Origin of the sequence: Streptomyces sp. NPDC059373, from assembly GCF_042751495.1 — a bacterium.
GTDB lineage: Bacteria > Actinomycetota > Actinomycetes > Streptomycetales > Streptomycetaceae > Actinacidiphila.
This window is the reverse complement of sequence record NZ_JBHYXC010000001.1, coordinates 852,581-876,577: the sequence shown is the minus strand read 5'-3', so window position 1 is coordinate 876,577 and position 23,997 is coordinate 852,581. Positions and strand designations below refer to the sequence as shown.

At 71.1% G+C, this 23,997-nt stretch carries 26 protein-coding genes and 3 pseudogenes; 7 read left to right on the top strand and 22 right to left on the bottom strand.

Annotation, left to right across the window (positions count from 1 at the left end; translation table 11 throughout):
* Positions 1-35: 35 nt before the first annotated feature.
* Together ACFXJ5_RS04105 and ACFXJ5_RS04100 are read right to left on the bottom strand one after the other, a co-directional pair.
* On the bottom strand, positions 36-908 hold the full coding sequence (locus tag ACFXJ5_RS04105; protein ID WP_384626439.1) for a phytanoyl-CoA dioxygenase family protein: 873 nt from the start codon (positions 906-908) through the stop codon (positions 36-38).
* A 246-nt stretch (positions 909-1,154) separates the two neighbouring features.
* A complete protein-coding gene (locus tag ACFXJ5_RS04100) occupies positions 1,155-1,397 on the bottom strand; it encodes a hypothetical protein (RefSeq protein WP_384626437.1) in 243 nt (80 codons plus the stop codon).
* Positions 1,398-1,688: 291 nt separating this feature from the next.
* Between ACFXJ5_RS04100 and ACFXJ5_RS41245 the strand changes: the two are divergent.
* Positions 1,689-1,832 (top strand): annotated as a pseudogene (locus tag ACFXJ5_RS41245) (DUF1326 domain-containing protein); the annotation flags it as partial.
* A 59-nt stretch (positions 1,833-1,891) separates the two neighbouring features.
* On the opposite strand, the gene ACFXJ5_RS04095 reads toward ACFXJ5_RS41245, so the two are convergent.
* The 5 genes from ACFXJ5_RS04095 to ACFXJ5_RS04075 form a co-directional block, all read right to left on the bottom strand.
* Positions 1,892-4,240 carry a bifunctional polysaccharide deacetylase/glycosyltransferase family 2 protein gene (locus ACFXJ5_RS04095; protein WP_384626434.1) on the bottom strand — a complete coding sequence of 783 codons (2,349 nt, stop codon included), beginning with the start codon at positions 4,238-4,240 and terminating at the stop codon, positions 1,892-1,894.
* Positions 4,241-4,257: 17 nt separating this feature from the next.
* Entirely contained in the window at positions 4,258-4,866 is a 609-nt protein-coding gene (locus ACFXJ5_RS04090) for a hypothetical protein (RefSeq protein ID WP_384626431.1), read from the bottom strand.
* Between the two features lie 79 nt (positions 4,867-4,945).
* Positions 4,946-5,734, bottom strand: a complete 789-nt coding sequence (locus ACFXJ5_RS04085; protein WP_384626429.1) for a hypothetical protein — start codon at positions 5,732-5,734, stop codon at positions 4,946-4,948.
* On the bottom strand, positions 5,731-6,435 hold the full coding sequence (locus tag ACFXJ5_RS04080; RefSeq protein ID WP_384626427.1) for an RNA polymerase sigma factor: 705 nt from the start codon (positions 6,433-6,435) through the stop codon (positions 5,731-5,733). Before ACFXJ5_RS04080 ends, ACFXJ5_RS04085 begins: the two co-directional genes overlap by 4 nt.
* A 174-nt stretch (positions 6,436-6,609) precedes the next feature.
* Entirely contained in the window at positions 6,610-6,819 is a 210-nt protein-coding gene (locus ACFXJ5_RS04075; RefSeq protein WP_384626425.1) for an SHOCT domain-containing protein, read from the bottom strand.
* Positions 6,820-7,536: 717 nt separating this feature from the next.
* On the opposite strand from ACFXJ5_RS04075, the gene ACFXJ5_RS04070 reads away from it, so the two are divergent.
* Entirely contained in the window at positions 7,537-8,763 is a 1,227-nt protein-coding gene (locus ACFXJ5_RS04070) for a peptidase S8 (protein WP_384626422.1), read from the top strand.
* Positions 8,764-9,072: 309 nt separating this feature from the next.
* Positions 9,073-9,645 (top strand): SbtR family transcriptional regulator, encoded by a 573-nt coding sequence (locus ACFXJ5_RS04065; RefSeq protein ID WP_384626420.1) that lies wholly within the window; start codon positions 9,073-9,075, stop codon positions 9,643-9,645.
* On the opposite strand, the gene ACFXJ5_RS04060 is transcribed toward ACFXJ5_RS04065, so the two are convergent.
* The 3 genes from ACFXJ5_RS04060 to ACFXJ5_RS04050 form a co-directional block, all read right to left on the bottom strand.
* Positions 9,630-10,931, bottom strand: coding sequence for an MFS transporter (locus ACFXJ5_RS04060; RefSeq protein WP_384626418.1), 1,302 nt, complete (start codon positions 10,929-10,931; stop codon positions 9,630-9,632). The genes ACFXJ5_RS04065 and ACFXJ5_RS04060 overlap by 16 nt on opposite strands.
* Complete coding sequence (locus tag ACFXJ5_RS04055) at positions 10,928-12,049, bottom strand: PLP-dependent cysteine synthase family protein (protein ID WP_384626416.1); 1,122 nt, start codon at positions 12,047-12,049, stop codon at positions 10,928-10,930. The genes ACFXJ5_RS04060 and ACFXJ5_RS04055 overlap by 4 nt, the downstream gene beginning before the upstream one ends.
* A gap of 106 nt (positions 12,050-12,155) precedes the next feature.
* A complete protein-coding gene (locus ACFXJ5_RS04050; protein WP_384626413.1) occupies positions 12,156-12,590 on the bottom strand; it encodes a hypothetical protein in 435 nt (144 codons plus the stop codon).
* A gap of 101 nt (positions 12,591-12,691) precedes the next feature.
* Between ACFXJ5_RS04050 and ACFXJ5_RS04045 the strand changes: the two are divergent.
* Positions 12,692-12,814, top strand: a pseudogene (locus ACFXJ5_RS04045) (inorganic diphosphatase); the annotation flags it as partial.
* 31 nt (positions 12,815-12,845) lie between these two features.
* On the opposite strand, the gene ACFXJ5_RS04040 reads toward ACFXJ5_RS04045, so the two are convergent.
* The 6 genes and pseudogenes from ACFXJ5_RS04040 to ACFXJ5_RS04015 form a co-directional block, all read right to left on the bottom strand.
* Positions 12,846-13,370: a SixA phosphatase family protein gene (locus ACFXJ5_RS04040; RefSeq protein WP_384626410.1), complete on the bottom strand. Its 525-nt coding sequence runs from the start codon at positions 13,368-13,370 to the stop codon at positions 12,846-12,848.
* A gap of 36 nt (positions 13,371-13,406) precedes the next feature.
* Positions 13,407-14,189 (bottom strand): hypothetical protein, encoded by a 783-nt coding sequence (locus ACFXJ5_RS04035; protein WP_384626407.1) that lies wholly within the window; start codon positions 14,187-14,189, stop codon positions 13,407-13,409.
* Between the two features lie 133 nt (positions 14,190-14,322).
* Positions 14,323-14,466 (bottom strand): annotated as a pseudogene (locus ACFXJ5_RS04030) (DUF190 domain-containing protein); the annotation flags it as partial.
* Between the two features lie 32 nt (positions 14,467-14,498).
* Positions 14,499-15,512: an NAD(P)/FAD-dependent oxidoreductase gene (locus ACFXJ5_RS04025; RefSeq protein ID WP_384626406.1), complete on the bottom strand. Its 1,014-nt coding sequence runs from the start codon at positions 15,510-15,512 to the stop codon at positions 14,499-14,501.
* Positions 15,509-16,033: an isoprenylcysteine carboxyl methyltransferase family protein gene (locus ACFXJ5_RS04020; protein WP_384626403.1), complete on the bottom strand. Its 525-nt coding sequence runs from the start codon at positions 16,031-16,033 to the stop codon at positions 15,509-15,511. Before ACFXJ5_RS04020 ends, ACFXJ5_RS04025 begins: the two co-directional genes overlap by 4 nt.
* A gap of 35 nt (positions 16,034-16,068) precedes the next feature.
* Entirely contained in the window at positions 16,069-17,136 is a 1,068-nt protein-coding gene (locus ACFXJ5_RS04015) for a type III polyketide synthase (protein WP_384626400.1), read from the bottom strand.
* Between the two features lie 150 nt (positions 17,137-17,286).
* Between ACFXJ5_RS04015 and ACFXJ5_RS04010 the strand changes: the two genes are divergently transcribed.
* Positions 17,287-18,156: a UbiA family prenyltransferase gene (locus ACFXJ5_RS04010; RefSeq protein WP_384626399.1), complete on the top strand. Its 870-nt coding sequence runs from the start codon at positions 17,287-17,289 to the stop codon at positions 18,154-18,156.
* Positions 18,157-18,314: 158 nt separating this feature from the next.
* Entirely contained in the window at positions 18,315-19,169 is an 855-nt protein-coding gene (locus tag ACFXJ5_RS04005) for a DUF1206 domain-containing protein (RefSeq protein ID WP_384626396.1), read from the top strand.
* Positions 19,170-19,364: 195 nt separating this feature from the next.
* Here the strand turns inward: ACFXJ5_RS04005 and ACFXJ5_RS04000 are convergent, their stop codons facing one another.
* The 5 genes from ACFXJ5_RS04000 to ACFXJ5_RS03980 form a co-directional block, all read right to left on the bottom strand.
* Complete coding sequence (locus ACFXJ5_RS04000; RefSeq protein ID WP_384626393.1) at positions 19,365-19,538, bottom strand: CsbD family protein; 174 nt, start codon at positions 19,536-19,538, stop codon at positions 19,365-19,367.
* Between the two features lie 36 nt (positions 19,539-19,574).
* Positions 19,575-19,715 (bottom strand): DUF5670 family protein, encoded by a 141-nt coding sequence (locus ACFXJ5_RS03995; RefSeq protein ID WP_206305623.1) that lies wholly within the window; start codon positions 19,713-19,715, stop codon positions 19,575-19,577.
* Between the two features lie 347 nt (positions 19,716-20,062).
* Positions 20,063-20,641, bottom strand: coding sequence for a GNAT family N-acetyltransferase (locus tag ACFXJ5_RS03990; RefSeq protein WP_384626390.1), 579 nt, complete (start codon positions 20,639-20,641; stop codon positions 20,063-20,065).
* A gap of 62 nt (positions 20,642-20,703) precedes the next feature.
* Entirely contained in the window at positions 20,704-21,141 is a 438-nt protein-coding gene (locus tag ACFXJ5_RS03985; RefSeq protein WP_384626387.1) for an STAS domain-containing protein, read from the bottom strand.
* A gap of 308 nt (positions 21,142-21,449) precedes the next feature.
* Positions 21,450-22,424, bottom strand: a complete 975-nt coding sequence (locus ACFXJ5_RS03980) for a magnesium transporter CorA family protein (protein ID WP_384626384.1) — start codon at positions 22,422-22,424, stop codon at positions 21,450-21,452.
* Positions 22,425-22,483: 59 nt separating this feature from the next.
* Between ACFXJ5_RS03980 and ACFXJ5_RS03975 the strand changes: the two genes are divergently transcribed.
* On the top strand, positions 22,484-22,657 hold the full coding sequence (locus ACFXJ5_RS03975; protein ID WP_384626382.1) for a hypothetical protein: 174 nt from the start codon (positions 22,484-22,486) through the stop codon (positions 22,655-22,657).
* Positions 22,658-22,814: 157 nt separating this feature from the next.
* Here ACFXJ5_RS03975 and ACFXJ5_RS03970 read toward each other — a convergent pair whose 3' ends face one another.
* Positions 22,815-23,855: a substrate-binding domain-containing protein gene (locus tag ACFXJ5_RS03970; protein ID WP_384626379.1), complete on the bottom strand. Its 1,041-nt coding sequence runs from the start codon at positions 23,853-23,855 to the stop codon at positions 22,815-22,817.
* Between the last annotated feature and the right edge of the window lie 142 nt (positions 23,856-23,997).

Sequence of the window (23,997 nt, the reverse complement as noted above, 5' to 3'; positions counted from 1 at the left end):
CCTTCCAATCGTGTGAGAACGCGTCGGCGCCGGTGTCAGAGCTTGAGGTATTCGGCGAGCTCGGTGTAGTCGACCTGCCACAGGCCCGGAGAGCCGGTGGGATACTGCGAACGGAAGCCGATGAGGCGCTGCACGTGCGGGGTCAGCGACCGGGCGAGCTCGTGGTCGACGATGAAGGGGTAGGCCTCCTCGGGGGTGAGAAAGCCGGGCTGGAGGGCGAAGGCGACACCGCGCCGGTAGAAGTCGGTGGTGCGGTTGGCGCCGCCGCCGTGGGCGACCTTGCCGTTGATGAACAGGACGTCGCCGGCCTGCATCTCGGCGGGGATGGTCATCTCGGGGGTGCCGCGGTCCTCGTAGTCGTCCCAGTGGTTGCTGCCGGGGATGACGCGAGTGGCGCCGTTCTCCTCGGTGAAGTCGGTCAACGCGATCAAGAAGTTGATCATGACCATCGGGCCGGCCGGGCCCATCCCGACGAACGGGTAGTTGTTCTCCAGGTCCCGGTGCAGCGGCTGCGCGGCGTTTCCGGGGCCGATCTCGATGACCTGGGCGGTCGTCATCCAGTAGGAGCCGGACTCCTCGTTGAACATGGCGTCGGAGAGGGGCTTGACCAGCTCATGGTCGACGATCTCCTCGCGGAACGTCCTGCTCAGCGAGACGAGGTTGGTCAGCCGCTTGGTGTTGGTTCCGTGGAAGTCGGCGATGCCTTCCATCTCGTTCTTGGTGCCGGGGCTCAGCGCCTGCATCGCCGGCTCGACCTCGGCGTTGAACCGGCGGACCTGGTCCGCGGTCAGGAACTCCTTGATGATCACGCCGCCGTCTTCGGCCACGATCGCCAGGATGTCCTCGACGGAGGTGCTGTTGGGCACTGAGCGCAGAGCCGTCTTCGTGTTCGCGGTGGGAGCAGTCATCACCTATCGCCCCTTTACGTGTCGATAGAGGTGGGCCACGGAGGGAGGGGGTGCTTCTGATCATATGACCTGATCGCATGAACAGAATGTGTCACCGCTCCAAGGCGTGTCAATGGTTCACGTGAACTCGTCGAAGATCACCGGTGAAGGCGAGGCGGCGAGGAAGCGCGGACGATCCTGATCCGCCATGGGGCTCGACCCGCTTCGGCGGACATCCGAGATCGGCGGTTGAGTCCCCGGATGCCCTCAGAACTCGGACCCGAAGGGACTCCCCGACGCTCCAGCGGCCTCTGCGCTCGCCTCGTATCTGGCCGCCAGCGCATCGCTGCGGGCATCCTCCGCAATGCATTGCGCCGCCGACGGCACTGTTTCGGCGCCCGTTCCCGGCCTGCGCGCCGGGCGGACCAGGTCGTGGATCACGTCGAAGGCCGTGATCGGGTCGTACGTGCCGGTCAGTTCGGCCCGGACGACCCCCACGACCACCTTCAAGGATCAGATCGTGGAGACAGCCTGGTCCAGGAGCGCGGCGGCATCAACTATCTGCAGACGGGGCGGTGTTGTCGGACTCTGCTGCCCAGGGCCGCTCGCCGGCCTCACAGTGATAGCACCTGGCGACGCGCCCGTCGTGGTTGTACCACTCATGGGCCCCGCAGTCCTGCGTGCCCTTGCCAAGGAAACCCCGCTCGACAAGGCACCAGGGCAGGAGCCTTCGCAAAAGAGTGCGCCACCGATACCGGCCCGTCCGGGTCACCCTCGGAGGCTAGCCTGACCGTAGAGATGACCAACCTGCCGGGTTGCGAAACCGGTCCTGGCCAGCTCGCCACGTGGGGCCGGTCGACGGCCGACAGGGCCGATGCCTACGGATTCCGGTGGAGCCGGGAGGGGCAGTCCAGCAGGCACATCACCTTCGACTGGACGGGGCCGGGCCAGGAAGCGGAAGGAACTGACCGAGAGCCGCCAGCGGCCGCAGCAAGGAGAAGCAGTCAGCGCGTCGTCGCCGGTCGCGTTTGCCCTGGATCCCCGTACGGGCCGGGGATATGGGTGTTGTAGGAGTCGACGCTCATCGATGCGCCATTCGCGTGGGCGGCGCGGGCCTCGGCCAGCCAGGCGTCGGCGAGCGCGGTGGGTGCGGTTGGCGTCGGGACCGGCGTGGTGGGGGAGGGCGGCGTTTGGAGACTGCCGTAACGTTCCATCCGCTGCCAGCGCAGCCGCGAGCCGGCCAGGGCGGTGAAGACCGACTGGACCACCACCAGGTACATCAGCTGCCGGTAGACGAACTGCTGCAACGGAAGACTCCACAGCGGTCCGGTCCGTTCGCCGTCCAGCCGGAAGGCGTACCAGCCCATCGTCAGCTGGAGCAGCAGGAAGCCCAGCCACACGGCGATGACCCGCGTCGGCTGGAGGAAGACCAGCCCGTAGACGGCGAAGACGTCCACCACCGGGCCGAGCAGCGGCAGCAGCATCTGGAAGAGCAGCAGGTAGCCGAGCCCGCGGCGGCCGAGCCGGCCGGCCGGGCCGCGCCGGACCAGGGCTCCCCGGTGCTTCCACATGGCCTGGAGGGTGCCGTAGCACCAGCGGTAGCGCTGTTTCCACAGGGCGCCGAAAGAGGCCGGGGCCTCGGTCCAGGCAATGGCGCTCTCCTGGTAGACGACCCGCCAGCCGTCCCGGCACAAGGCCATCGTCAGGTCGGTGTCCTCGGCGAGCGTGTCGTCGCTTACCCCGCCCACGCGCCGCAGTGCCTCGCGGCGGAAGGCGCCGACCGCGCCGGGCACGGTGGGCATGCACTCGGCCACGTCGAACAGGCGGCGGTCCAGGTTGAAGCCGACGACGTACTCGATGTGCTGCCAACGGCCCAGCAACCCGCCCCGGTTGGCGACCTTGGCGTTGCCGGAGACCGCGCCCACTCGCGGGTTGGCGAAGGGCTGGATCAGCATGCGTACCGTGTCGGGCTCGAAGATCGTGTCGCCGTCGACCATCACCACCAGGTCGTGGGAGGCGGCCGCGATACCGGTGTTGAGGGCGGACGGCTTGCCGCCGTTGCGCTGCCGGATCAGCCGGACGCCGGGCAGGCCGAGCGCTTCCACGAGGTCGGCGGTGCCGTCGGTGGAGCCGTCGTCCACCACGATGATCTCCACCGGGTGGTCGGAGGCGGCCAGGGAGCGCACCGCCGCTTCGATCCCCGCGCTCTCGTTGTACGCGGGCACGATGACCGACGCCGGCGCGGTGACCGGCGGCCCCCACGGCGCGCGCCGGGCCCGCCGGTGCCGCCGCGCCGCCACCAGCACGGCGATCGCGCGCAGCAGGCTCAGCGTCCCGGCCACCACCAGCAGCCAGTCCAGCGCCGACAGCACCAGGTCGCCGCCCCACAGCAGGTAGATCAGGCCGAGCCCCTGCCAGTGGTCGGCGGTGCCGGCGCCGCGGACCGGATCCGGCATACCGACGGCGGCGCTGACGGTGGCGAACCGGTAGCCGCGTGCCTTCAGGTCGGGCAGCAGGACGCGCAGCGCCGCGACGGTCTGGGAACGGTCGCCGCCCGCGTCGTGCATCAGCAGGATCTGGCCGGCGGCGCCGTGCGGTGTGGAGTTGGTTACGATCTTCGCCACGCCGGGGCGCCGCCAGTCCCCGCTGTCCCTGGTCGTCAGTACGGTCAGGTAGCCCTGCTGTCCGGCGCGCCGCATGCTGAGCCAGCTCGCGTCATCCACGGCGTTGTTGCCCGAGGAGTACGGCGGGCGCAGCAGCGGGGTGGTCACCCCGGCGGCACCGGCCACCGCCAGCTGTGCCTCGCGCAGTTCCAGCGACTGCCGCCAGGCCGGGAGGGTGGACAGCTCGGCGTGCGTGAAAGTGTGGATGCCCACCTGGTTTCCGTCGGCGACGATCTGCCGTACCAGTTCGGGATGCTGGGCGGCCAGGGTGCCGACCACGAAGAAGGTGGCGTGCACGTGGTTGCGGCGCAGGATGTCGAGAACCTGCGGTGTCCATCGCGGGTCGGGGCCGTCGTCGAAGGTGAGCGCGATGGTGCGGTCCGCGGGTTGCGCGGTACCGGGTCGGGCAGCGCTCGCGTCCACCACGGGTCCGCCGTGGGCCACGGCGGCGGGTACCGCACCGGCGGGGCCGGGCGGGGCCGCCGTACCGTCGGCCGCGTCGTCGAGCATGTGGTGGCTGTACCCCTGCAGGAGCAGTGCCGCCGTCAGGGTCAGCACAAGGGTGCAGAGCAGCAGCCAGTGGGTGCGCAGCGGCGCCTCGCGGTCGGCTGCCCGACGGGGTTGCCCACGGCTTGGTCCGCGGCGGGCGGATTCGCGACGGGCCGGTCTGCGGCGGTGGCTGCGGCTCATGGGTGCGGGGCTCTCAGTTACTTGGTGGGGCGGTGAGTCGCACCCGGAGCCGTGCTGGCGCGGCTCTTCGTGGCGTGGGCGGCGGGGCTCGGCTTGGCTGAGGAGCCGGCGGAAGCGCTGGCCGAGGAACCGGCGGAAGCAGTGGCCGAACCGGCGGGAGCCGTGGATGACGACGTCGGGGTCGCGGACCGCGCTCCGGCGCCCCGGTACGGCATCCCTGTCCTGGTCGCGCCGCCGGAATGCTGCGTCGCATCGCCCGCTCCGGCAGTGGAGTTCTCGGGCTCAGGCTGTGCTGCAGCGGTCTTCGTCGCGCCCGGGAGCGGCAGGAACGGCTCGTTCAACGTGGGGCCGCCCAGCGCGGTACTGATCACCAGGACCAGGTAGCCGACAGCGAGGACCGCCAGAGCCAGGCCCAGCCGGCGGACCCGGCGCCGACGCCGCCCCGAGGCGTCGACGAAGACCGGCACGGGCGCGGCGTGCGCCGCGCGCGCCGGTCGGGCAGGTTCCTGAGGCTGTTCGTACGGGTCCTGAGGCTGCTCGTACGGGTCCTGAAACTGCTCGTACGGTCCCTGAGGCTCCGCAAGCGGCGGGGTGACCGGGGTCATGATGAAGGTGTCGTCGCTCACGGCTCACTCAATGGCAGGTCGGACCGGGTGGGCGGTGCGGCAGGGGGGACTAGCGCACCGCCCACCCGGCGCTGGGGTGTCACCCGGCATGGGTCGGGTGACTGGTCGGGGTGCTGTGCGCCGGAGCGGTCGCGGCATGGGTGGACTTTGGCGAAGGGCTCGGTTGAGCGGCATGCGTGGACTCGGAGCCGTGCCTGGCACCGGTGGATGCCGTGACGCTCGGGGGGCCGTGGACGCCGTGCCCCGTCGTGCCCAGGACCACGGCGCAGTAGGCCGCGACCCGGTCGGCGCCACCCGCCGCCTTGACCAGGTCCGCGTACGCCGGCTTCGTCAGGAGATCGGCGCGGCCGGCGACGCTGTGAGCGGTGTACGCACGGCACAGCCCGGCGAACGCGGGGTCGGTGCTCGCCGGGGAACTGCCGGGACCGCCGGTGTCCGCCACCCTGGGCCTGCCGGTGGCGCCGGCAGAGTCGGCTGTGGTGCTCGCCGACGGAGCGCTGCCCCCGGGACCGACGGCCGGACCGCTGCCGCGGACCCCGGGCAGGTGGCCCGTACCCGCCGCGAAGGCCACCCCGCACACGGCGGTGGTGGCGAGAGCCGCCACGAGCGCCTTCGCGCTCAAGCGCCTCGCCGGTGCGGCGACGGTCATCCGGCTTCTCCCGAGTGGCTGGACAGGGCTGAGACGCTTCTCCCGGAACGCGGCCAGCACCGCCTGCTCACCGGGCTGTTCGCCGTCGGCCGGGGGAGCGGCCAGGGCGGCAAGCAGATCGGTGAGGGCATCATGACCTGCGTCAGGACCGAACGGACGGCCGGCGAGCAGCTGCTCGGCGGTGTCCGGATCGATCCGTCCCGTCCGGTGGATCCTCATCTCATGTCCTTCAGCGTCGAGTCGTCAGTCCGTGTCACACCCTGGGGTGAAATTTTTCGCCCGGGCTCACGCGCGGGCTCCGTGCGACTGGCGGAGGCGTCCTGCCCCGGCTCGGCCTCTGACCGTTCCAGCAACTTCGCGAGCTTGCGCAGACCCCGTTGTGCCGCCATCCGTACGGCCCCGGGACGCTTGCCGAGCACCTGGGCCGCGCTGTCCGCGTCCAGGTCCATGACCACCCGCAGCAGCACCGCCTCGGCCTGGTCCCGTGGCAGGGTCGCGATCAGGCCGAGCGCGGTACCCGTACGGAGGCCGCCCAGGGCGGCCCGCGTCGTGTCGTCCCCGCCGGGCAGATCGGCCAGGTAGTCCATGGGCACCCCGACCGTCTGTGGGCGGCGGCGCTGACGGCGCAGATGATCCAGGGCCCGGTTACGTCCCACAGTGACGAGCCAGCCCCGGAAGCCGTCCGCGTCGCCGCGGAAGGAGTCGAGATCGCGGACAACGTGCAACCACGTCTCGGAGGCCACGTCCTCGGCCTCGTTCCCCACCAGGACGTACAAGTACCGCAGCAGTCCGGGTTGGAGCGCCCGGAACACCGACCGGAACGCCTCTGCGTCCCCGTCCTGCGCCGCGCTCACCGCCGCCGACAAGCCCTCCGGCCCCGCCGGATGTCCGGACAAGGGCGGTGGTTTGTTGTCACTCACACCGAATTCTTCTGCTCTGCGCACCCGCGACATGATGCGGCATCCCGACGCCGGGCGGGGAACCGGGCCGGAATCCGGTCGGAAGCGGTGGGCTTCGGTGCCGGACCGTACGAGCCCGTCACATCCCCGTCCACCGGCCCGCACGGGCCACCCGAACACCATCCGAGCACCGCGTTATTCCTCCGGGAACCGCGACAGCCGCTGCCAGAACTCGCCACAGTCGATCTCCCCGGCCACGTACCGCCGCCGCAGGACCTCCCGCGCCTCCCGCTCCGCGTACAACGCACGGCACCGCGGCGACACGCGCACCATCGCCGACCACAGCACGAGCGACAGACCGATCGCCATCAGCCCGAGTAGGACGGCGAGGAGAAGATCGTTCACCACGCACCAGAGCCCCATACCGGGTGTCACACACCCTGGGATGGCGGTCCTGGTGGCGCATAACTCTCCTGTCTCCGGTATCCGCGGCCCAACCTCGGGCTCAGGGACGACAAACGGCCGGCTGACGGCCATCGGGCCGCTCGCCGGGCGGTATGTCGGGACGTCCACAGCTTCGTCACACGAGCATCAGCGTCGGAGTCCCCGTCCGTGTCACGCCTTCGCGACGAATTTCTCAAGATTCTTCCGACGGCGCCCCGCTCACCGAGTGCCATCAGAGTCCGGCTGGAGCTGAGCGCATGACCTGCGCCATCGTCTGCGTTTGCCTCGCTGGTCCCAACTGACCTTCGTGGCGGGCCCAGGGCGTCAGCAGGATCCGTGACGACCGTCGGTTGCCGCCCACATGGACCCCCAAGCCTCCACAAAGGTGATGCACAGGTGGCGCACAGAAATGGTGCAACCCATCCGATTCCCCTCTCATGCGGCGCCTGGCCTAATCTTTGCGCCATTTTCCGGCCACGGAAGCTGCTCGCGTCGGCAAAGCGCAGGTAGAGGCTTCACAGACTTCTTGTTGGCGTGCGCTCGTCACATTAGGTTCACCGCCGATCCCTTGATCCACGCTCGACCGCCGTGACCAGGCGGACAGGCCATCCCTGCCCGCCTGCGACCGCACCCGCCCCGCACGGCCCCTTGGTTCAACCAGCTTCAGGAGGCAGTACGTTGCGTAGATCCCTCACCCCGGTGCTCCGCCGCGCCGCGCTCTCGTTTGTCGCAGCCACCGCACTGGCCGCGTCCGGTCTCGCGGTCGCCGCGCCGGCCGACGCCGCGTCCCACAACGTGCGGACCGAGCGCTCCTGCGCCCTTCCCACGAAGGCACACGTCATGGCGTGCAACGCCCTGCACGTCACCAGCGGCCTCACCGCGGCCGTCAGCACGGACGGCAAGGTGAGCGCGGCGGCCACGCCGTCCGGCCTCGGCCCGAGCGACCTGCAGAGCGCCTACAACCTGCCGTCGTCCACCGCGGGATCCGGCCGGACGGTGGCGATCGTCGACGCTTACGACGACCCCAACGCCGAGTCCGACCTGGCCGTCTACCGCGCCCAGTACGGTCTGCCTGCCTGTACCACCGCCAACGGCTGCTTCAAGAAGGTCGGCCAGACGGGCGGCACCAGCCTCCCGCGCGGCGACGGCGGCTGGGCCGAGGAGATATCCCTCGACCTCGACATGGTCAGCGCGGCCTGCCCCAACTGCAACATCCTGCTGGTCGAGGCCAAGTCGGCGACGATGGCCAACCTCGGCACCGCGGTGAACACCGCCGTGTCGCTGGGCGCGAAGTACGTGTCCAACAGCTACGGCGGCAGTGAGTCCTCCTCCGACGCCACCTACGACAGCGCCTACTTCAACCATCCGGGCGTCGCCATAACCGTCAGTTCCGGCGACAACGGCTACGGCACCGAGTACCCCGCCGCATCCAAGTACGTGACGGCGGTCGGCGGCACCTCCCTGAAGACCGCGTCCAACACCCGTGGCTGGACGGAGACGGTGTGGAGCGGCGCCGGTTCCGGCTGCTCCTCGTACGACGCCAAGCCCACCTGGCAGTCCGACAGCGGCTGCTCCAAGCGCACCGTCGCCGACGTCTCGGCGGTCGCCGACCCGAACACCGGTGTCGCCGTGTACGACACGTACCGCGTCGGCACCGGCTGGATGGTCTTCGGCGGCACCAGCGCCTCGTCCCCGATCATCGCCTCCGTCTACGCGCTGGCGGGCACCCCGTCCTCCGGCTCCTACCCGGCGTCCTTCCCGTACGCGCACACCTCTTCGCTCTACGACGTGACCAGCGGCTCCAACGGCAGCTGCTCCGGCTCGTACCTGTGCACCGCCGGTACCGGCTACGACGGCCCGTCCGGGCTCGGCACCCCTGGCGGCGTCACGGCCTTCACCGGCTGACGCCGACTCCGTCGCGCGAGGCGGTCGGCCGTGTGAGCCGCACGGAGCACGGCCGCCGCCTTGTTGCGGCACGGCGCGCGGACTTCCGTCCAGGACGGGGTGGTCTGATTACTGCGCGGGTGCCAGGCGAGGCCACGATGGCGGGTATCGACGCTACGCCATCGAACTGGCCCTTCGCGAGGGTTGGACCCCAACGGCTGCAGGCTCCCCGTTCCACCTCGACCGTTCCGCCGGCTTCACGCCCTCACCCTGAGCAGGTCGGACCGCTTGAGGAGTTCGGTCACGGGGCGCACGTGCCCCACCTGGAACGTGCTCGCGGAAGGTCAGTCCGGGGTCCAGTGGGGACTGCTCAGGGCACCGATCGCGCGCCACGGATGTACGGCCACCCCGCGAGCCGCCTCTTACTCCCACCGGTTCGGCATCCGCCTCGGGCGCCTCGCCCACCTCGTCGAAGTCCGCGACCAGGCCGGGGACGCCGGCGAGCAACTCGAAGCAGTGCTACGGGCCTACGCGCTCATCTCCCACGAGCACCACGGACACCACGGCACCGACCTCGGGGTCTTCCTGCATCGGGGCGACCATGTCGCCCGTGCACATCAGCAGCTCCGCGACATGATCCGGGACCTGCTGGCCAAGGGGGCGGAGTCCGGCACCCTCCGGAATGATGTCGCGCCTGACGAACTCGCGACCTACTGCCTCCACGCCCTCGCGGCAGCCGGCAGCCTGCCGTCCGAGGCCGCGGTCAACCGACTCGTCACCGTCACGCTGGCGGGATTGCACCCCCGGGCCGAAGCGGTCTGCCCGTCCTCCGCGGAGGGGGAGGCGGCAGTGCGGGAACACCACCCCCGTCACCACCCGCACCGCCGTCACGGAGGGGCTTGACGATCGGCCACGCGCAGAGAGACTCGTGCGGGCCGCAGCTCTGGCGCTCCCAGGCGCCCGGTCCGTACGAGAGCCGCGACCGCGGCCGCGCAGCACGCGCCCACCGCGCTCAGCGCCAGCCAGGGCAGCCGGGGTTGGTCGGCTGAGGCATCCCACACGGCCCCGATGGCCAGGTTGCCGAGGGTGATGCCGAGGCCGGAGACGGTGTTGTACAGGCCGTAGTGGGTGGCGACCAGCCGGCCGCCCGACAGCGAGACGACGGTGTCCATCTCGAAGGGGTAGACCAGGGCGGTGCCGAGCGCCAGCAGTCCCGTGGCCAGGAGCAGAGGGGCCAGCGCGACCGTACGGGGGATCAGGCCGCCGCCATGTGGTGGCGTGCCGGCGAGCAGCAGCGGGGTGAAGGAGCCGCCCATCAGGGCGATTCCGTAGACGATGGCTCGCTGCGGGGACCAGCGGTCGCGGGCCCATGCGGTGATGCGCAGCTGTCCGGCGGCTGCCACGCCCGCGGAGACCGCGAAGAGCACGGTGGTGACGCCGTCGCCGCTGCCGGGTGCGGCGCGGTGGGCCTGGAGGGGCAACGCGAGGTAGATCTGGAAGGACAAGACGTACGAGCCGATCATGGCTGCGGAGAAGAGCAGAAACGGCCGGTTGGCCACGACCGTCCGCCAGTCGGCGAGCACGCCGCGGACCCCGGCGCGGGCGGGCTCGGCGTCGCGCCGGTCGGGCAGCGCCCGGATCTGCACCACCGTCAGGCCGAGGAAGAGCAGCGCGGCGACGGTACACACCGCCCGGAAGTCGAGGGCGATCAGCGCCAGTCCGATCAGCGGTCCGACGAGCATGCCCACCTGGTAGAAGACGTTGAACAGGGCGAACGCCTCCACCCGTCGCTCGCCCGCCTCGCGCGCCAGATGGGCCCGTACCGCCGGGTTGAACAATGCCCCGGCGAAACCGGTCATCGCGGAGGCGACGATCAGCGCGGGCAGGGTCTGGACGAAGCCGAGCAGGCCGAAGCCGGCCGTTCGCAGCACGCACCCGGCGACGATCATGCGCTTGCAGCCGAGGCGGTCGGCCAGCGTGCCGCCGAGCAGGAACATGCCCTGCTGGGAGAAGTTGCGCACCCCGAGGACCAGGCCGACCGCCCAGGCGGCCATGCCCAGGCCGTCCGCGAGATGGACGGCGAGGTAGGGCATGAGCATGTAGAAGGCGGTGTTGATGGTGAACTGCTGGACCATCAGCAGCCGTACGCTGCCGTCGAAGGAGCGGAACTGCCGGGTGAGGTGCTTCACCGCGCACCTCCCGTGAGGTTCAGGCAGCGGGTCCAGCGCTCCACCACCCGCTCGGCGGGGTGGGTGATCTCGTCGGGGTCGTCGGAGGGCCGCTCTCCGAACAGGTCGTGGGTGCGGCAGTAGTCGTCGCTGTAGACGGTGTTCCAGTAGCGGTGGATCCCGTCGGGGAAGACCGCCGCGATCCGGGTGGCCGGCGGATGCGTACGGGCCAGCCAGCCGGCGACCAGTGCGACGGCGCCGACGCTCCAGCCGCCGCTCGCGTAGTGGTGCCGGGCCAGTCGGCGCGCCGCCCACACCGCTTCGTGCGGGGCGACCCAGTGGGCCTCGTCGAAGGCGGCGTGGTCGACGTTGCGGGGGTGGATGCTGCTGCCGAGGCCGCGCATCAGCCGGGGCCCGGCGGGCTGGCCGAAGACGGTGGAGCGGACCGAGTCGACGCCGGCCAGCCGCAACCCGGGGGAGAAGGCGCGCAGCGCCCGGGCGATTCCCGCCGAGTGCCCGCCGGTACCGACCGCCGCGACCAGGATGTCCACCTGGCCGAGCTGGACAGCCAGTTCGAGCCCGAGAGCGGCGTACGCGGCCGGGTTGTCCGGGTTGTGATACTGGTCCGGGCACCACGCCCCCGGCTGCCGGTCCAGCAGTGCGCGGACCCGGTCCCGGCGTGCCTGCTGCCAGCCTCCGGCCGGATGCGGCTCCGCCACCACCTCCACCCGGGCGCCGTACGCCTGGAGCTGGTGCACCATCAACGGCTCCAGCCCGGGGTCCGCGACCAGGGTCACCGGATGGCCGTACGTGATGCCGGCCAGCGCCAGCCCGAGGCCCAGCGTGCCACTGGTCGACTCCACGATCGGTGCCCCCGGGGCGAGTTCGCCCCGGGACCGGGCGGCGGCGACCATGTGCAGTCCCGGCCGGTCCTTGATGCCGCCGGGGTTGGCGCCCTCCAACTTCGCCCAGAAGCCGCGCCCGGCCGGGTTGAAGGGCTCGCCGATCCACAGCACGGGGGTGTTGCCCACCATTCCGGCAGGCGAGCGGCAGGGGGTCCCGGCCGGTTCGGGCAGTTCGTGAGCGGCGACGAAGGCTCGTACGTCATGGGTGGAAATTCCGCGCAGAGCGGTGGTCATGGCTTGGTCCTTCCACGGCCCCGCCGGGGCCGTCGGTCAGGTGCGGTACGCATACGGGCGGCACGCCCACCCGGCCGCGAGGCACGGCGGCGTGGGCGGGGCCGTCTCACGTACGGCTGACGCAGACCAGTCGAAGCAGTTGGAGGCCGGGCCAGGGCGGTGGCGCACCGGCTCGGCGGCCACCGGCGCCAAGGCGGACACGCTGCTCGTACGGCACGGCCCAGCCCAGGGCGGCGAGACCGAGCAGCAGCATGAGGAGGGAGACCGGCTCGCTGCGCAAGGGGCCGTAACACACATGCCCCGCCGGGCAGCAGCAGTCATGGTCGTCACCCGGTCCGTGGCCGTGCGCCGCGCTTTCTCCAGGACAGTCCGTGCCCTGGACGACAGTGGCCGGTGCAGAGACGGTGGCCAGACCGTGGTGGCCCCTCGGGCCGTCGACGGCGCAGGCGAGCACATGGGCCGCGGCGACGAGGGCCAGGCCCACGAGCAAGGCAACCAGGCAGCTGCGCCGTCGCGACCCCGTCTCCACATCCTGCGGCACGCGACTGACAGTAACCGAATCATTACGTTATGGGTGTTATCGACATCTTTGGGGTTCTGGACGGACGCGTCTACGCCGGGCTGCCCGCCCCGCCACAGTGGGTCCGGCTGGACCGGCTGTTGTTCACCTCAACCAAGTACCCGGCCGTACACGGGTACATCGACGGAACCCAGGGTCGCGACGGCGACCAGCTGGACACCCTGGTCATCGTCGGCGAGCCGACCTTGCTGCCCCGACGGCCTCGCCCCGCGCCGATCACCCCTTCCGACCGCGCGGCACGGCGAAATCGGTGAGGACAGCGGCGCCTGGAGCGAGATCAGCCCAGGTACCCGGCAGTGCCAGCACGGCGGTCGCGGACGTCGGGAACTTCTCCCCGGCCCGGACCAGAGCATCGCCGTCCGCCTCGCCCGCCACTGTCAGCACCAGCTGCTGCACCCCCGGCTGGTGGCCGACCAGGAGCAGCGTCCGCGGCCGGTCCGGCGCTTGTCGTACGACATCGAGCAGAGCGGCGGCGCTCGCCTCGTACACCCGCTCGTCGAAGACTGCCGGCGGGGTGGCCCCGAGCTCCGCGGCCACCAGGTCCCAGGTCTCGCGGGTGCGGCGGGCCGTGGAGCAGATCGCGAGATCGGGTACACAGTCATTGTCGCGGAGCCACCGTCCAGCGGCCGGGGCGTCTCTCAGCCCCCGAGGGCCGAGCGGCCGCTCGTGGTCATCCACGTCGGGCCAGGCCGACTTGGCATGTCGCAGCACGATCAGGCGACGTGGACCGGGTGCCATCATGACGCCCCGTGCTCCCCACGCGTCCCCTGCAGGGAGCTATACACGGCCCACCTCGCACGCCAACTCCAGACCAAGGACGCGGTCCACGTACACGAAGGTCTCGAATTTCGCGCCGTCCAGCACGTCCGCATCCTCCTCGACCCTCCGCAGGATGCGCACCAGTCCAGCAGTTTCCAGGTCTTCCGCGAGAGCGGCACGGACAGGGAAGCGGACGTCATCGGGGATCGGTTTGGACGGCGCCCGGGCCCAGTCGGCAACGCGACGCCGCCAGCGCGACAACGTCCGTTCGGCGTCGACGACCGTCTTGTCCGGGGAGCGGCACATCGACGTGCCGTACGCATGGGTGAGCAGTGCCAACCGGACGGCCAGCGGATCGACACTGCTTCCATCGAGCAACCACCGAAGGGCCCCGTCGCTGTCCACGTCCGGTTCGCCAAGGCCTCCGGCGTGAACCCGGCCCACCTCCATCCACACACTCGCCCTGGCACCCCGCCGCCCGTCCCCATGGCCGAAGACCTGGACATCGGCCTCGCCGCCGGGTTCCGCAGCGGGCGGGTGGATGCCCAGAGCCGTGATGGCACGTCCAAGTGCCCTGGTCTGTTCGGGGGGCAGATCCGGGAACCCGAGTGCGTGGACCACCTGCAGGCCGTCCGACTCCACCGTGCGCAGCAGTACGTCCCCGACCAGAAGCGCGCGCACATCCGAAAGCCCGACTTTCCGGCCGGCGCAGGGCAGACTGACGCTCATCCTGAGCAGCCGCTGGTACGGGGCGGGAATCCCCGTCAAGCGGCCGGTCCGGGCGTCGGTGACACGCAGCACGGTGTTGACGCTACCCCGGGCCGCCCGGGTGGGCGCGCCGGGTGGAATGGGCCGCCCGGTTGCTCCAGGCACCCGGCGAGCTGCAGGAAGGAGTGCTGGGCCTCCTCCGGATAACGGTCGGCCGCTGCGCGCGGGTGGCGCCGAAGCCCTCGATGCCGCGGAGGACCGAGGCACCGGCCGGCCCCGCCTTGTGAGCCGGGTGCACGATCTCGCTGAACAGCGGCTTGTGGTGCCAGGTGTCGTTCTGACCGAATGGACGGTACAAACAGCAGGTCACGGCACCTGTGGAGCGCCCGCGCACTCCCGCCGCTACTGCAGTGCGTGGACCGCGGCCGAGAACACCGGGGGCATGCGGGACGCCGCGGGGACGATGAGGCGGGCGGTGCGTGGGTGGCGGCTCGCGGTCAGCAGGGCGCCGGTCAGGAGACGGTGGCGCCGGGTCAGCCGGGCCCAGGCGCGCTCGTAGTCGGACGGGCGGCCGGAGGCCAGGCAGCGGATGGCGGCCCCGGCCGTCGCCAGCGCGAGGGCGATGCCCTCACCGGTGAGGGCGTCCATGTAGCCCGCCGCGTCGCCGACGAGCAGGACGCGCCCTGCGACCCGGCGGCGTACTCGCTGCCGCAGCGGTCCGGCGCCGCGCACGGGGGTCGCGGCCGGGCCGCGCAGCGACGCCGCGAGGGTCGGGAAGTCGGCCAGGTGCTCGTCGTACCCGCGGCGTACGCGGCTGAGGACGGCGACGCCCACCAGGTCATCGCCGACGGGTGTCACGTAGGCCTCGCCGTGCGCGGACCAGTGCACCTCCACGAAGTCCGTCCACGGCTCGAGGCGGTAGTGCCGGCGCAGTCCGTAGCGGCCGTGGGGGCGGCCAGGCGGTTCCAGCCCGAGGCTGCGGCGCAGCGGGGAGTGCAGGCCGTCGGCGGCGATCAGCCAACGTGCCGTGGTGCCGGCGGCGGTGACGGTGTCGGCGTTCTGGTGTACCTCGCCGACCTTGCCGGGCAGCATCCGCACGCCGAGGGCGACGGCGCGCTGGTGCAGTGCGGAGTGCAGCGCCGTACGGCGGATCCCCAGCCCGCCACGGCCGCGGAAAGGCGCCTCGGCGCGGGCGGCGCCATCCACGTAGCGGATGCCGCGCAGTTCGCGGCCGGTGACCTCGACGCCCAGTGCTCGCAGCGCGGTGACACCGCCGGGCATGATGCCTTCTCCGCAGGCCTTGTCCACGGGCGTGGTCCGGGGTTCGACGACGACGGCCTCCAGGCCGGCGAGCGCGGCATGGATGGCGGCGGCCAGGCCGGCGGGCCCGCCGCCGGCCACCAGGACGTCGATCACGAGGGCATGGCCGCGGCGGCCAGCGCCCGGTTCTCGCAGCGGATGCGCACGGTGAGCAGGGCGGCGTTGAGGACCGTGAACACGGCCGCGGTGACCCAGGCGGTGTGTACCAGGGGCAGGGCCACGCCCTCGGCGACGACGGCGACATAGTTCGGATGCCGCAGCCACCGCCACCGGTAGGGGCCGTCCGTCACCAGCGGCAGGCCGGGTACGACGATCACCCGGGTGTTCCAGCGGGGTCCCAGGGTGCGGATGCACCACCACCGCAGCGCCTGGGCGGCCGCCAGTACGGCCAGCATCGGCCAGGCCAGGGCGGGTACGAAGGGCCGGTCGGCCAGCCAGACCTCGGCCAGGCAGCCGGCCAGCAGGCCGGTGTGGAGGGCGACCATCGCCGGGTAGTGGCCCTGCCCGGTCATGGTCGCGCCGCGGGCGCTGCTCCACCGCTCGTTACGGCGGGCGACGACGAGTTCGGCGACGCGCTCGCCGGCGACGGCGGCCACCAGCAGTCCGTACCAGATCATGTGTCCTTTGTCCTATGTCCTTTGACGGGTTCGAACTACCAGCGCAGCAGAACGAGTTCGCAAGCAAAGCCGGGCCCCATCGCCAGCAGCACACCCGGCGTGCCCGGCGGCGGGCGGCGTTCGGCCAGGGTGTCGTGCAGCACGTGGAGCACCGACGACGAGGAGAGGTTGCCCACGTCGGCCAGGTGACGCCAGGTCACATCGAGTGCGTCGTCGGGCAGGTCGAGGGCCTCGGTGACGGCCTCCAGGACCTTGGGGCCGCCGGGGTGGCACACCCAGGCGGTCACGTCCTTCGGCTTCAGCCCGTGGTCGCCGAGGAACCCTTCGACGTCATCGGCGAGGTAACGGCGTACGACATCGGGGACCTGCGGGTCGAGGACGACCTGGAAGCCGGTGTTCTTGATTTCCCAGCCCATGACGCCCCCGGTGTCCGGATACAGGTGGCTGCGGGTGTCCACGATCGTCGGGCCGGCGGTCTCGTCCGGGCGGCCTGGACGGTCCGCGCCACACGCGACGACCGCGGCGGCGCCGTCGCCGAACAGCCCGGTGGCGACCAGGTTGGCCATGGAGGCGTCGTTGCGCTGGAAGGTGAGCGAGCACAGTTCGACCGACAGCAGCACCGCCACGTGGTCGGGCCGGCCCAGCAGGTAGTCGTGCATGCGGGCCAGGCCGGCGGCGCCGCCGGCACAGCCGAGGCCGAACATGGGCAGCCTTTTGACGTCCGGCCGCAGTCCGAGGCGGCCGGCCAGCCGTGCGTCGATCGAGGGGGTGGCGATGCCGGTGACGGAGGTGAACATCAGCAGGTCCACGTCGGAGGCGGTCAGGCCGGCGGCGTGCAGAGCGCCCCGGACGGCCTTGGCGCCCAGGTCGGTGGCGGCGTCGATGAAGACGTCGTTGGCGGCGCCGAATCCGTCCAGTTTCTCGTACTGTTCGAGCGGCAGCGTCATGTGGCGGGAGCTGACCTTCGCGCTGCGGTGCAGCCGGTCCAGGACCCGGCGGTCGGTGCCCTCCGGCAGGCAGGTGCGGGCCACCATGTCCGTGATCTCGTGCTGGGCGTGACGATACGGCGCGAGGGCACCGTGAACAGCTGCGATCCGGGTCATTCGGTTCCCGTCTGGTTCCTGCACTGGGCTGACTTGCTTTGCACGTGTTCCCCGGTCCGGGGCTTCGACACCCTTGATCGCCCGTCCGGCCGTTCGTCCCGGGGGCGCGGTGCTCCAGCCGGGTGGGGCCGGGCGCCTACGATCGGCCGGGTGGGCACTCCTGAGCAGTCAACGGCCGGTGGCGCGGCCATGCGGTTGGCCGGGCGGGTGGGCGGCCTGGCCGGGTCGTGCCACCCAGGGCCTGTCGTGGCGGTCACCGTCCTGATGGTCGCTCTGGCCGTGACCGCCGGTCAGAGCGCCGGCGGCTGTGTGCTGACCGGCGCCGCCGTTCTCACCGGGCAGTTGTCCGTCGGCTGGTGCAACGACGCGTTCGACGCACGCCGGGACATCGCCGCGGGCCGCCGTGGCAAGCCCGTCGTCGACGGCACGGTCGGCGTGACGGAGGTGTGGGTGGCCGCGTATGCCGCGCTGGTGCTGTGCGTTCCGCTGTCGTTCGCCTGTGGCCTGTGGGCGGGCGCCGTTCACCTGGCCGGGGTGGCGGCCGCGTGGGCGTACGACCTGCGGCTCAAGGCGACGGCGTGGTCCTGGGCGCCCTACGCGGTGGGTTTCGCCGCCCTCCCGGCGTTCGTGGCGCTGGGCCTGCCCGGGCATCCGTGGCCGGTCTGGTGGGTCGTCACCGCGGGGGCGCTGGTAGGGGTCGGCGCCCATCTGGGCGACGTACTGCCGGACATCCGCGGCGATCTGGCGACGGGCATCCGGGGATGGCCGCACCGGCTGGGGCCGAACCGCGCGCGGCTGCTGCTGCCGGTGCCGCTCGTTGCCGCGTCCGCGGCTCTGGTGCTGGGGCCCGCCGGACCACCCGGCGGGTGGGGCGTGGCGGCACTCGTGGTGACCGCACTGGTCGCGGTGGCGGGGACGGTGCTGGGACGCCGCTGGGAGCGGTTGGCGTTCGCGGCAGCGGTCGCCGTGGCGGTGGTGGACGTGGCGTTGCTGCTGCTGCGCGGCACGGGGATCGCCTGACCGTGCCGCCTCGCCGGCCGGCTCGTAACCGTACGAGATCCGGGAGCGGGAGTTCCTCTGCTCCCGTCGCGCCCTGGCAGCGCACATCGAACCTTCGGCCCGGGGCAGACGAGCGTATGGGCTGCGTACTGCGCGCCCGTATCTCCAGGGAAGGCATCATGACGTCGTCTCACACGCACAGGTGGGGCCGCCGGACCGCGAGGCCCACTGGCCGGCGCCCCTCAACGGGAAAGTCGCAGGGGAAAGAGGCGCTGACCGCCACCGGGCGGGCCGGCTTCGTGGCACGGGGCATCGTGTACACCCTGATCGGCGTGCTGGCCGTCCAGATCGCTCTGGGGAGCGGCGGTGAGCAGGCGGACCGCCAGGGCGCGCTGGACCAGGTCGCTGCGCAGCCCTTCGGGAACGTGATGCTGTGGGCACTGGTAGTCGGTTTCGGCTGCATGGCGATCTGGCGGGGCGCCCGGGCCCTGATGACCAACGGACCTCGGCGAAAGGCCGGTTCGCGGCTGCTGGACGGTGGCCGGGCGGTCTTCTACGCCTCGGTCTGCTGGGGAACCGCCGTCTTTGCCGCCGGCAGCGGCGGGGGCTCCAGCGGTGATGCGAAGTCGCAGGACTGGACGGCATCAGCACTGAAGCTGCCGGGTGGCCGGGTGTTGGTGGGTCTCGCGGGTTGCGTCCTGATCGGCGTCGGCGTGGTGCTCGGCGCACGGGCGGCGATGCGGCGCTTCCTCAAGCAGTTGGACACGGCCGCGATGAGCCACCGCACGCGGGAGGTGGTCACCGGCCTGGGCGTGGGTGGCGGCGTGGCGCGCGGAATCGTGTTCGCCGGGGTGGGGGTCTTCGCGCTGGTGGCGGCCGTCCGTTTCGACCCGCACCAGGCCAAGGGCATGGACGCGACGCTCCGCAGCTTCGCCCACACCCCGGCGGGTCCGTGGCTGCTGGTCGCCATCGCCGTCGGACTGATTCTCTTCGGCGGCTTCTCCTTCGCGTCGGCGCGCTGGCGCCGCCTGTGAGCGGTTGCCCGGGGTCGCCCGCGATGCGTTGCTGCGGCGGCTGATGCCCGTCACCGGCCAGGCGGGCGCCGCCGGTGGACAGGCGTACTCGAGAGGTACGGGCCGGATCGCCGTGGAGGTGGTGACCGGAGCATTTGCAGACGCCTGCCGGGTGGCACCCACGTCATTCGGGTGCCACCCGGCAGGCGGCCGTGGTCACCGCTTGAAAGCGTTCTTGGCCTTCGCGGCGGACTGCTTCAGGTTTCCGGTGACCCGGTCGGTCCTGCCTTCTCTCTTCAGCCGCCTGTTGCCGGTCGTTCGGCCGATGCCTTCCTTGATCCTGCCCGTCAGTACCTGCGTCTTGTCCTTGAGCTTCGTTCCAAGGCTCATGAGCTGTCCTTCTCTCGTCTCGTCTGCCGGGGTCGGTCAGTGGCTCCGGCGGTGGCGGCTGAAGCCGAAGACCCAGACGACCAGGAGTACGGCCGCGGCGATCCAGAGCATGTGCGTGGTGAAGCCGAACCCGAACAGAACCAGGGCCAGCAGTAGGAGAAGAATCCAGAGGATCATGACCGGGCCTCCACACGTCACAGGGAGACTCCCTGTATTCCGCGGGGTCCGGGCGAGTCGGAATGGGGCGCGTCGCCCGGACAGTCCGGAGCGTCATCGCCCTACGCCGTACTCGTCAGTGAACGCCGGATACCGGCGCCTGTCAACGAACCGGGAATACTGGTGCTTTCCGGGCCTGGGGCCGGGGTCGCTGGTGGGGCTGTCCGGGACGGGTGCTCCCGGCTGCAGCGGTGCGATGCGCCGGGGCTTGCGGTCGCGGATGATCGGACCACCAGGCCGGTGCCCACCTGCTGCCCGGTCGGTCACCCGGTGATCCAGCCGGCTCATCCCCGATCCTCCGCGGTTGCTCAGTCTCCGCCGTGGCGAGCGGGGATGCCCGGCTTCGCCGCCGTCGGTTCCCCGACGGGAAGGACCAGCGCCCGTAGCACCGCGTGCCCCGGCGGCCTGCGGACCTCGCCGATCTCCCGCCATCCCCAGGACCGGAACGCGGTGAAGGCCGTGCGGTTGGCCTGGTCCACCAGGGTGGCGCCGAGCTTCGCCTTGTGGTCGGTGAACAGCCGTTGTTGCAGGCGGCCGGTGAGGCCGTGGTTGCGCTCGGACGGGTGCACCGCGATTCCGGTGATCGCGAAGACCTGTCCGGAGGCGGTGAGTTGCTCAACGTTCTGCGGGAGTGTTCCGTGGAAGCCGCGCCACCAGGAGCCGTCACGCCGCACGGGGAATCCGAACGCGCACCCGACCAGCACCGGCGATTCCGCGACCAGCATGGCGAACCCCGGGTGCCGGAAGTCGCCCGCCAGACGGTGGAAAAAGTCCTCCCTGCCGCGATGCTCCCAACCGGGCGCCGTGGCACAGGACTCCACGTACAGGTCCGCCAGGTCCTCCCGCAGGTCCTCGGCCTGCCAGCGGTTCAGCTCGCGCAGGCGCACGGTGCGCCTGGCGGGCGGTTCGCGGTCCCCGGATATCCCTGGCCGGCCGGAGGGGGGCCGGACTACCACACCGCACCCCCACTGAGAGCGGGCGCGATCCAGGCGAGCGGGTCTCCCGTCTCATGGAAAGGGGAGGGCCATTGCGGGGTCGGCGAGGTCCCGGTGTGCGGGTCCGGAACGCTGAGGAAGAGGGACCCGCTGCCGGTGACGGCGAAGAGCTGCTCCACCGCCGGACTCGGGTAGTGAAGGCGCAGGTAGCCGCCGGCTCCGGCGGTGCGCAGCGACGCGTAGAGGAAGGCATTCAGGCCGCTGCAGTCGCAGAAGGTGACGTCGGTGAGGTCGACGTCGATGGCGCGGATGCCGTCGTGCAGGCATCGCTCCAGCGTCGCGCGGACCAGGTGCGCCGTGTCCAGGTCGATCTCACCGGACAGGGTGATCAGCGCATGATTGCGGCAGTCGTGCCGCAGGACGTTCAGAGTGGTTGGGACGGTCGTGGGCATCATGCCTCGGTTCACGGGACCGGCCGGGCTTTCCGGTGCGGTCGCAGTGTCGGGTGGCAGGTGAATGACCGATCCAGCAGCCGGTGTTCCGGGGCGTAGGACCCAGCCGGTTCCCCTCGGGGGCGCCTGGGCGAACGGACGAGATGATCCGCTCCCTGCAGTGTGCGCGCCAAGCAGCAGCTGGCCGCCGGGGTCTGGGACGTCCGTACAGCAGCATAGTCCTGCGGCCGGTCCCGTGGTCGGCCTGGAAGGGGGCAACCAGGATGTTTACACGGCAATTCCGGACAGCACCGCTTGACCTGCGGCCGTCAGAGCCAGTCCTTGCGCTTGAAGACGACGTACAGCAGCACGGAGAGACACACGATGGCGGCGCTGGAAGCGATGAAGCCCGATTCGTGACTGAAGCCGGGATACGGCAGGTTCTGCCCGTAGAAGCCGGTGATCGCCGTGGGCACGGCGATGATCGCGGCCCAGCTGGTGACCTTCTTCATGATCAGGTTCATCCGGTTGGACTGGGCCGACAGATTCGTCTCCATGGCCGATTCGAGCAAGTCCCGCAGCGACTCGGTCTGTTCGCCGGCGCGCAGAACGTGGTCGTAGACGTCCTGGTAGTACGGCACGAGGGGGTCGGTGACCACGTTCATGCCGGGGCGCATGAGGGTGTTGACCACCTCGCGCATCGGAAGCACCACGCGGCGGAGGCGGACCAGGGACTTGCGCAGGGTGTACAGCCGACGGTGCACGGTCCTGATCTGCTGGCGTCCTTCCTCGAAGAGCAGTCCCTCCAGCTCTTCGACGCGGTCGTCGAGTGCCTGTACCGCGTCGAAGTGCCCGTCGACGACCTGGTCCAGCAGGCCGTGCAGCAGGAAGCCGACCCCGTGCCCGGCCAGGTCCGGGCTCTGGTCCCAGCGGGCGACGACGTCATCGATGGGGAAACGGTCGTCCTGGCGGATGGTGATCAGTGCCTGGCGGGTGAGGAATACGGCGATCTCGTGGGTGGACAGTTCCGCACTGTCCGCGGCGACGGAGACGGCATAGGCGCTGAGGAACTCATGGGTGCGGTAGCGGTCGAGCTTCGGCCGCTGACCCTGGTGCCGGGCGTCTTCGATGGCCAGTTGGTGGATCCCGAACTCCTCGCCGACCATGGCGAATTCGGCCGACTCGGGCCGGTACAGGTCCAGCCACACCACCGCTGACGGATCGCCCAGGTGCTCGGAGATGTCGTCGACGGGAAAGTCCTCGAGGACGAGGTCGCCGCTGCGGTAAAGCCTGGTACGCGCCATGCCGCGAGCCTAGGACACGTCGTCCGCCGAGCGAGGCAGCCCCGCCCTCCCCCCAGGGGATGGCGAAGCCGACGTACCAGCAGCTGCGCGCTGTTGGTGGCGATGCTGCAGCCGCCACCACGGATGGATTCGCCGCAGGGATGCCGGTCGGAGGCCAGGTGATCACATCGGCCTTCCGCGAAGGCCGCGCGCTGCCCGCAGCCGCCGTGATCGAAGCCGCGGTCACCCCCTGAGTGCGGTTGTCGGCCGGAGACGTTCCAGGTCTCCGGCCGACGGGTGTGGGAGGTCGGTCCCGGAGCGGCGTGACCGTGACGGAGGTGTAGATGGTCCGCTGAGTGACGGTACGCGCCGACCCGGTCACGCCGTCGAAAGGGTTTCGCGCGACGGCCGTTACGGGGTGTTGACGTGGCGGGGGACAGACGTCGACGTGCGCAGCACGAGTTTCGTCGCCAGCTCGATCCGCGTGGACGCGGGCGGCCGGCCCTCGGCGACCTGCATGAGCACCCGGGTCGCCTCGTGGCCCAGCTCCTCGAAGGGCTGCCGTACCGCGCTCAGTGGCGGGCAGGCCATGGCCGCGACCAGGGTGTCGTCGAAGGACATGACGGCCAGGTCGTCCGGGACGCCGAGCCCTTGCCGGCGGGCGGCCTCCAGGACGCCGAGTGCCTGCGCGTCGCTGGCGGCGAAGACGGCGGTGGGCGCCTGGGGCGAGCGGAGGATGTGCAGGCAGGCGACGAGCGCCTCGTCGAAGTCGAAGTCGGTCGAACGCACGATCGCCGGGTCGTACGGGATTCCGGCCTCTTCGAGGGCGGCCCGGTAGCCGTGCAGGCGCGCCGCTCCGGTCAGGGAGTGCGACCGGCCCGCGACCATGCCGATCCGGGTGTGCCCGAGCCCCAGGAGGTGCTGAACCGCGTCCCTGGCCCCGTTCCAGTTCGTCACCCCGATGCTCGGGATGTCGAGGGTCGGCGCGCTGAGCGGATCGATCAGAACCACCGGAAGCCGTTGCTCGACGATGCGGCGCTGGTCCTCCTCGGCCAGCATCGAGATCACGATGATCAGCCCCGCCGCACCCAGCGCGACGCACTCCTCCAGCCACTGGGAGATCGAACGCCTGCTGGTCGTTCCGGTGATCACGTCGACGCCGAGCTCGCCCGCCGCGTCCACGATCCCGCGGACGACCTCCAGTGTGTACGGGCCGGACAGGTCCCGGAACACCGCGATGATCTGCCGCGGCATCGCCGGATCCCGCTCCCACGGCCGGATGTAGCCGTGTCGCGCCAGCAGTTCCTCGACCCAGGCACGGGTCGCCGCACCGACGTCCCGACGCCGGTGCACGACCTTGGAGACGGTGCTGAGCGAGACCCCCGCCTCACTGGCGATGCTCGTCAGCAGTCCGTACCGCGCATCCGGATGCGCCTTGCCCTGACCTGTCACTCGATGCCTGCCCTGTACGCACCGACGCCGTCGTCGGATTTCGACGCAAGGTAACCGGGCAAAATACCCGGAAGCAAGAGCATGGCAGGGGGCGAGGGTGCGGCCGCACCTACCGGCCCCACCCCCCCGGTGGGGGCAAGCT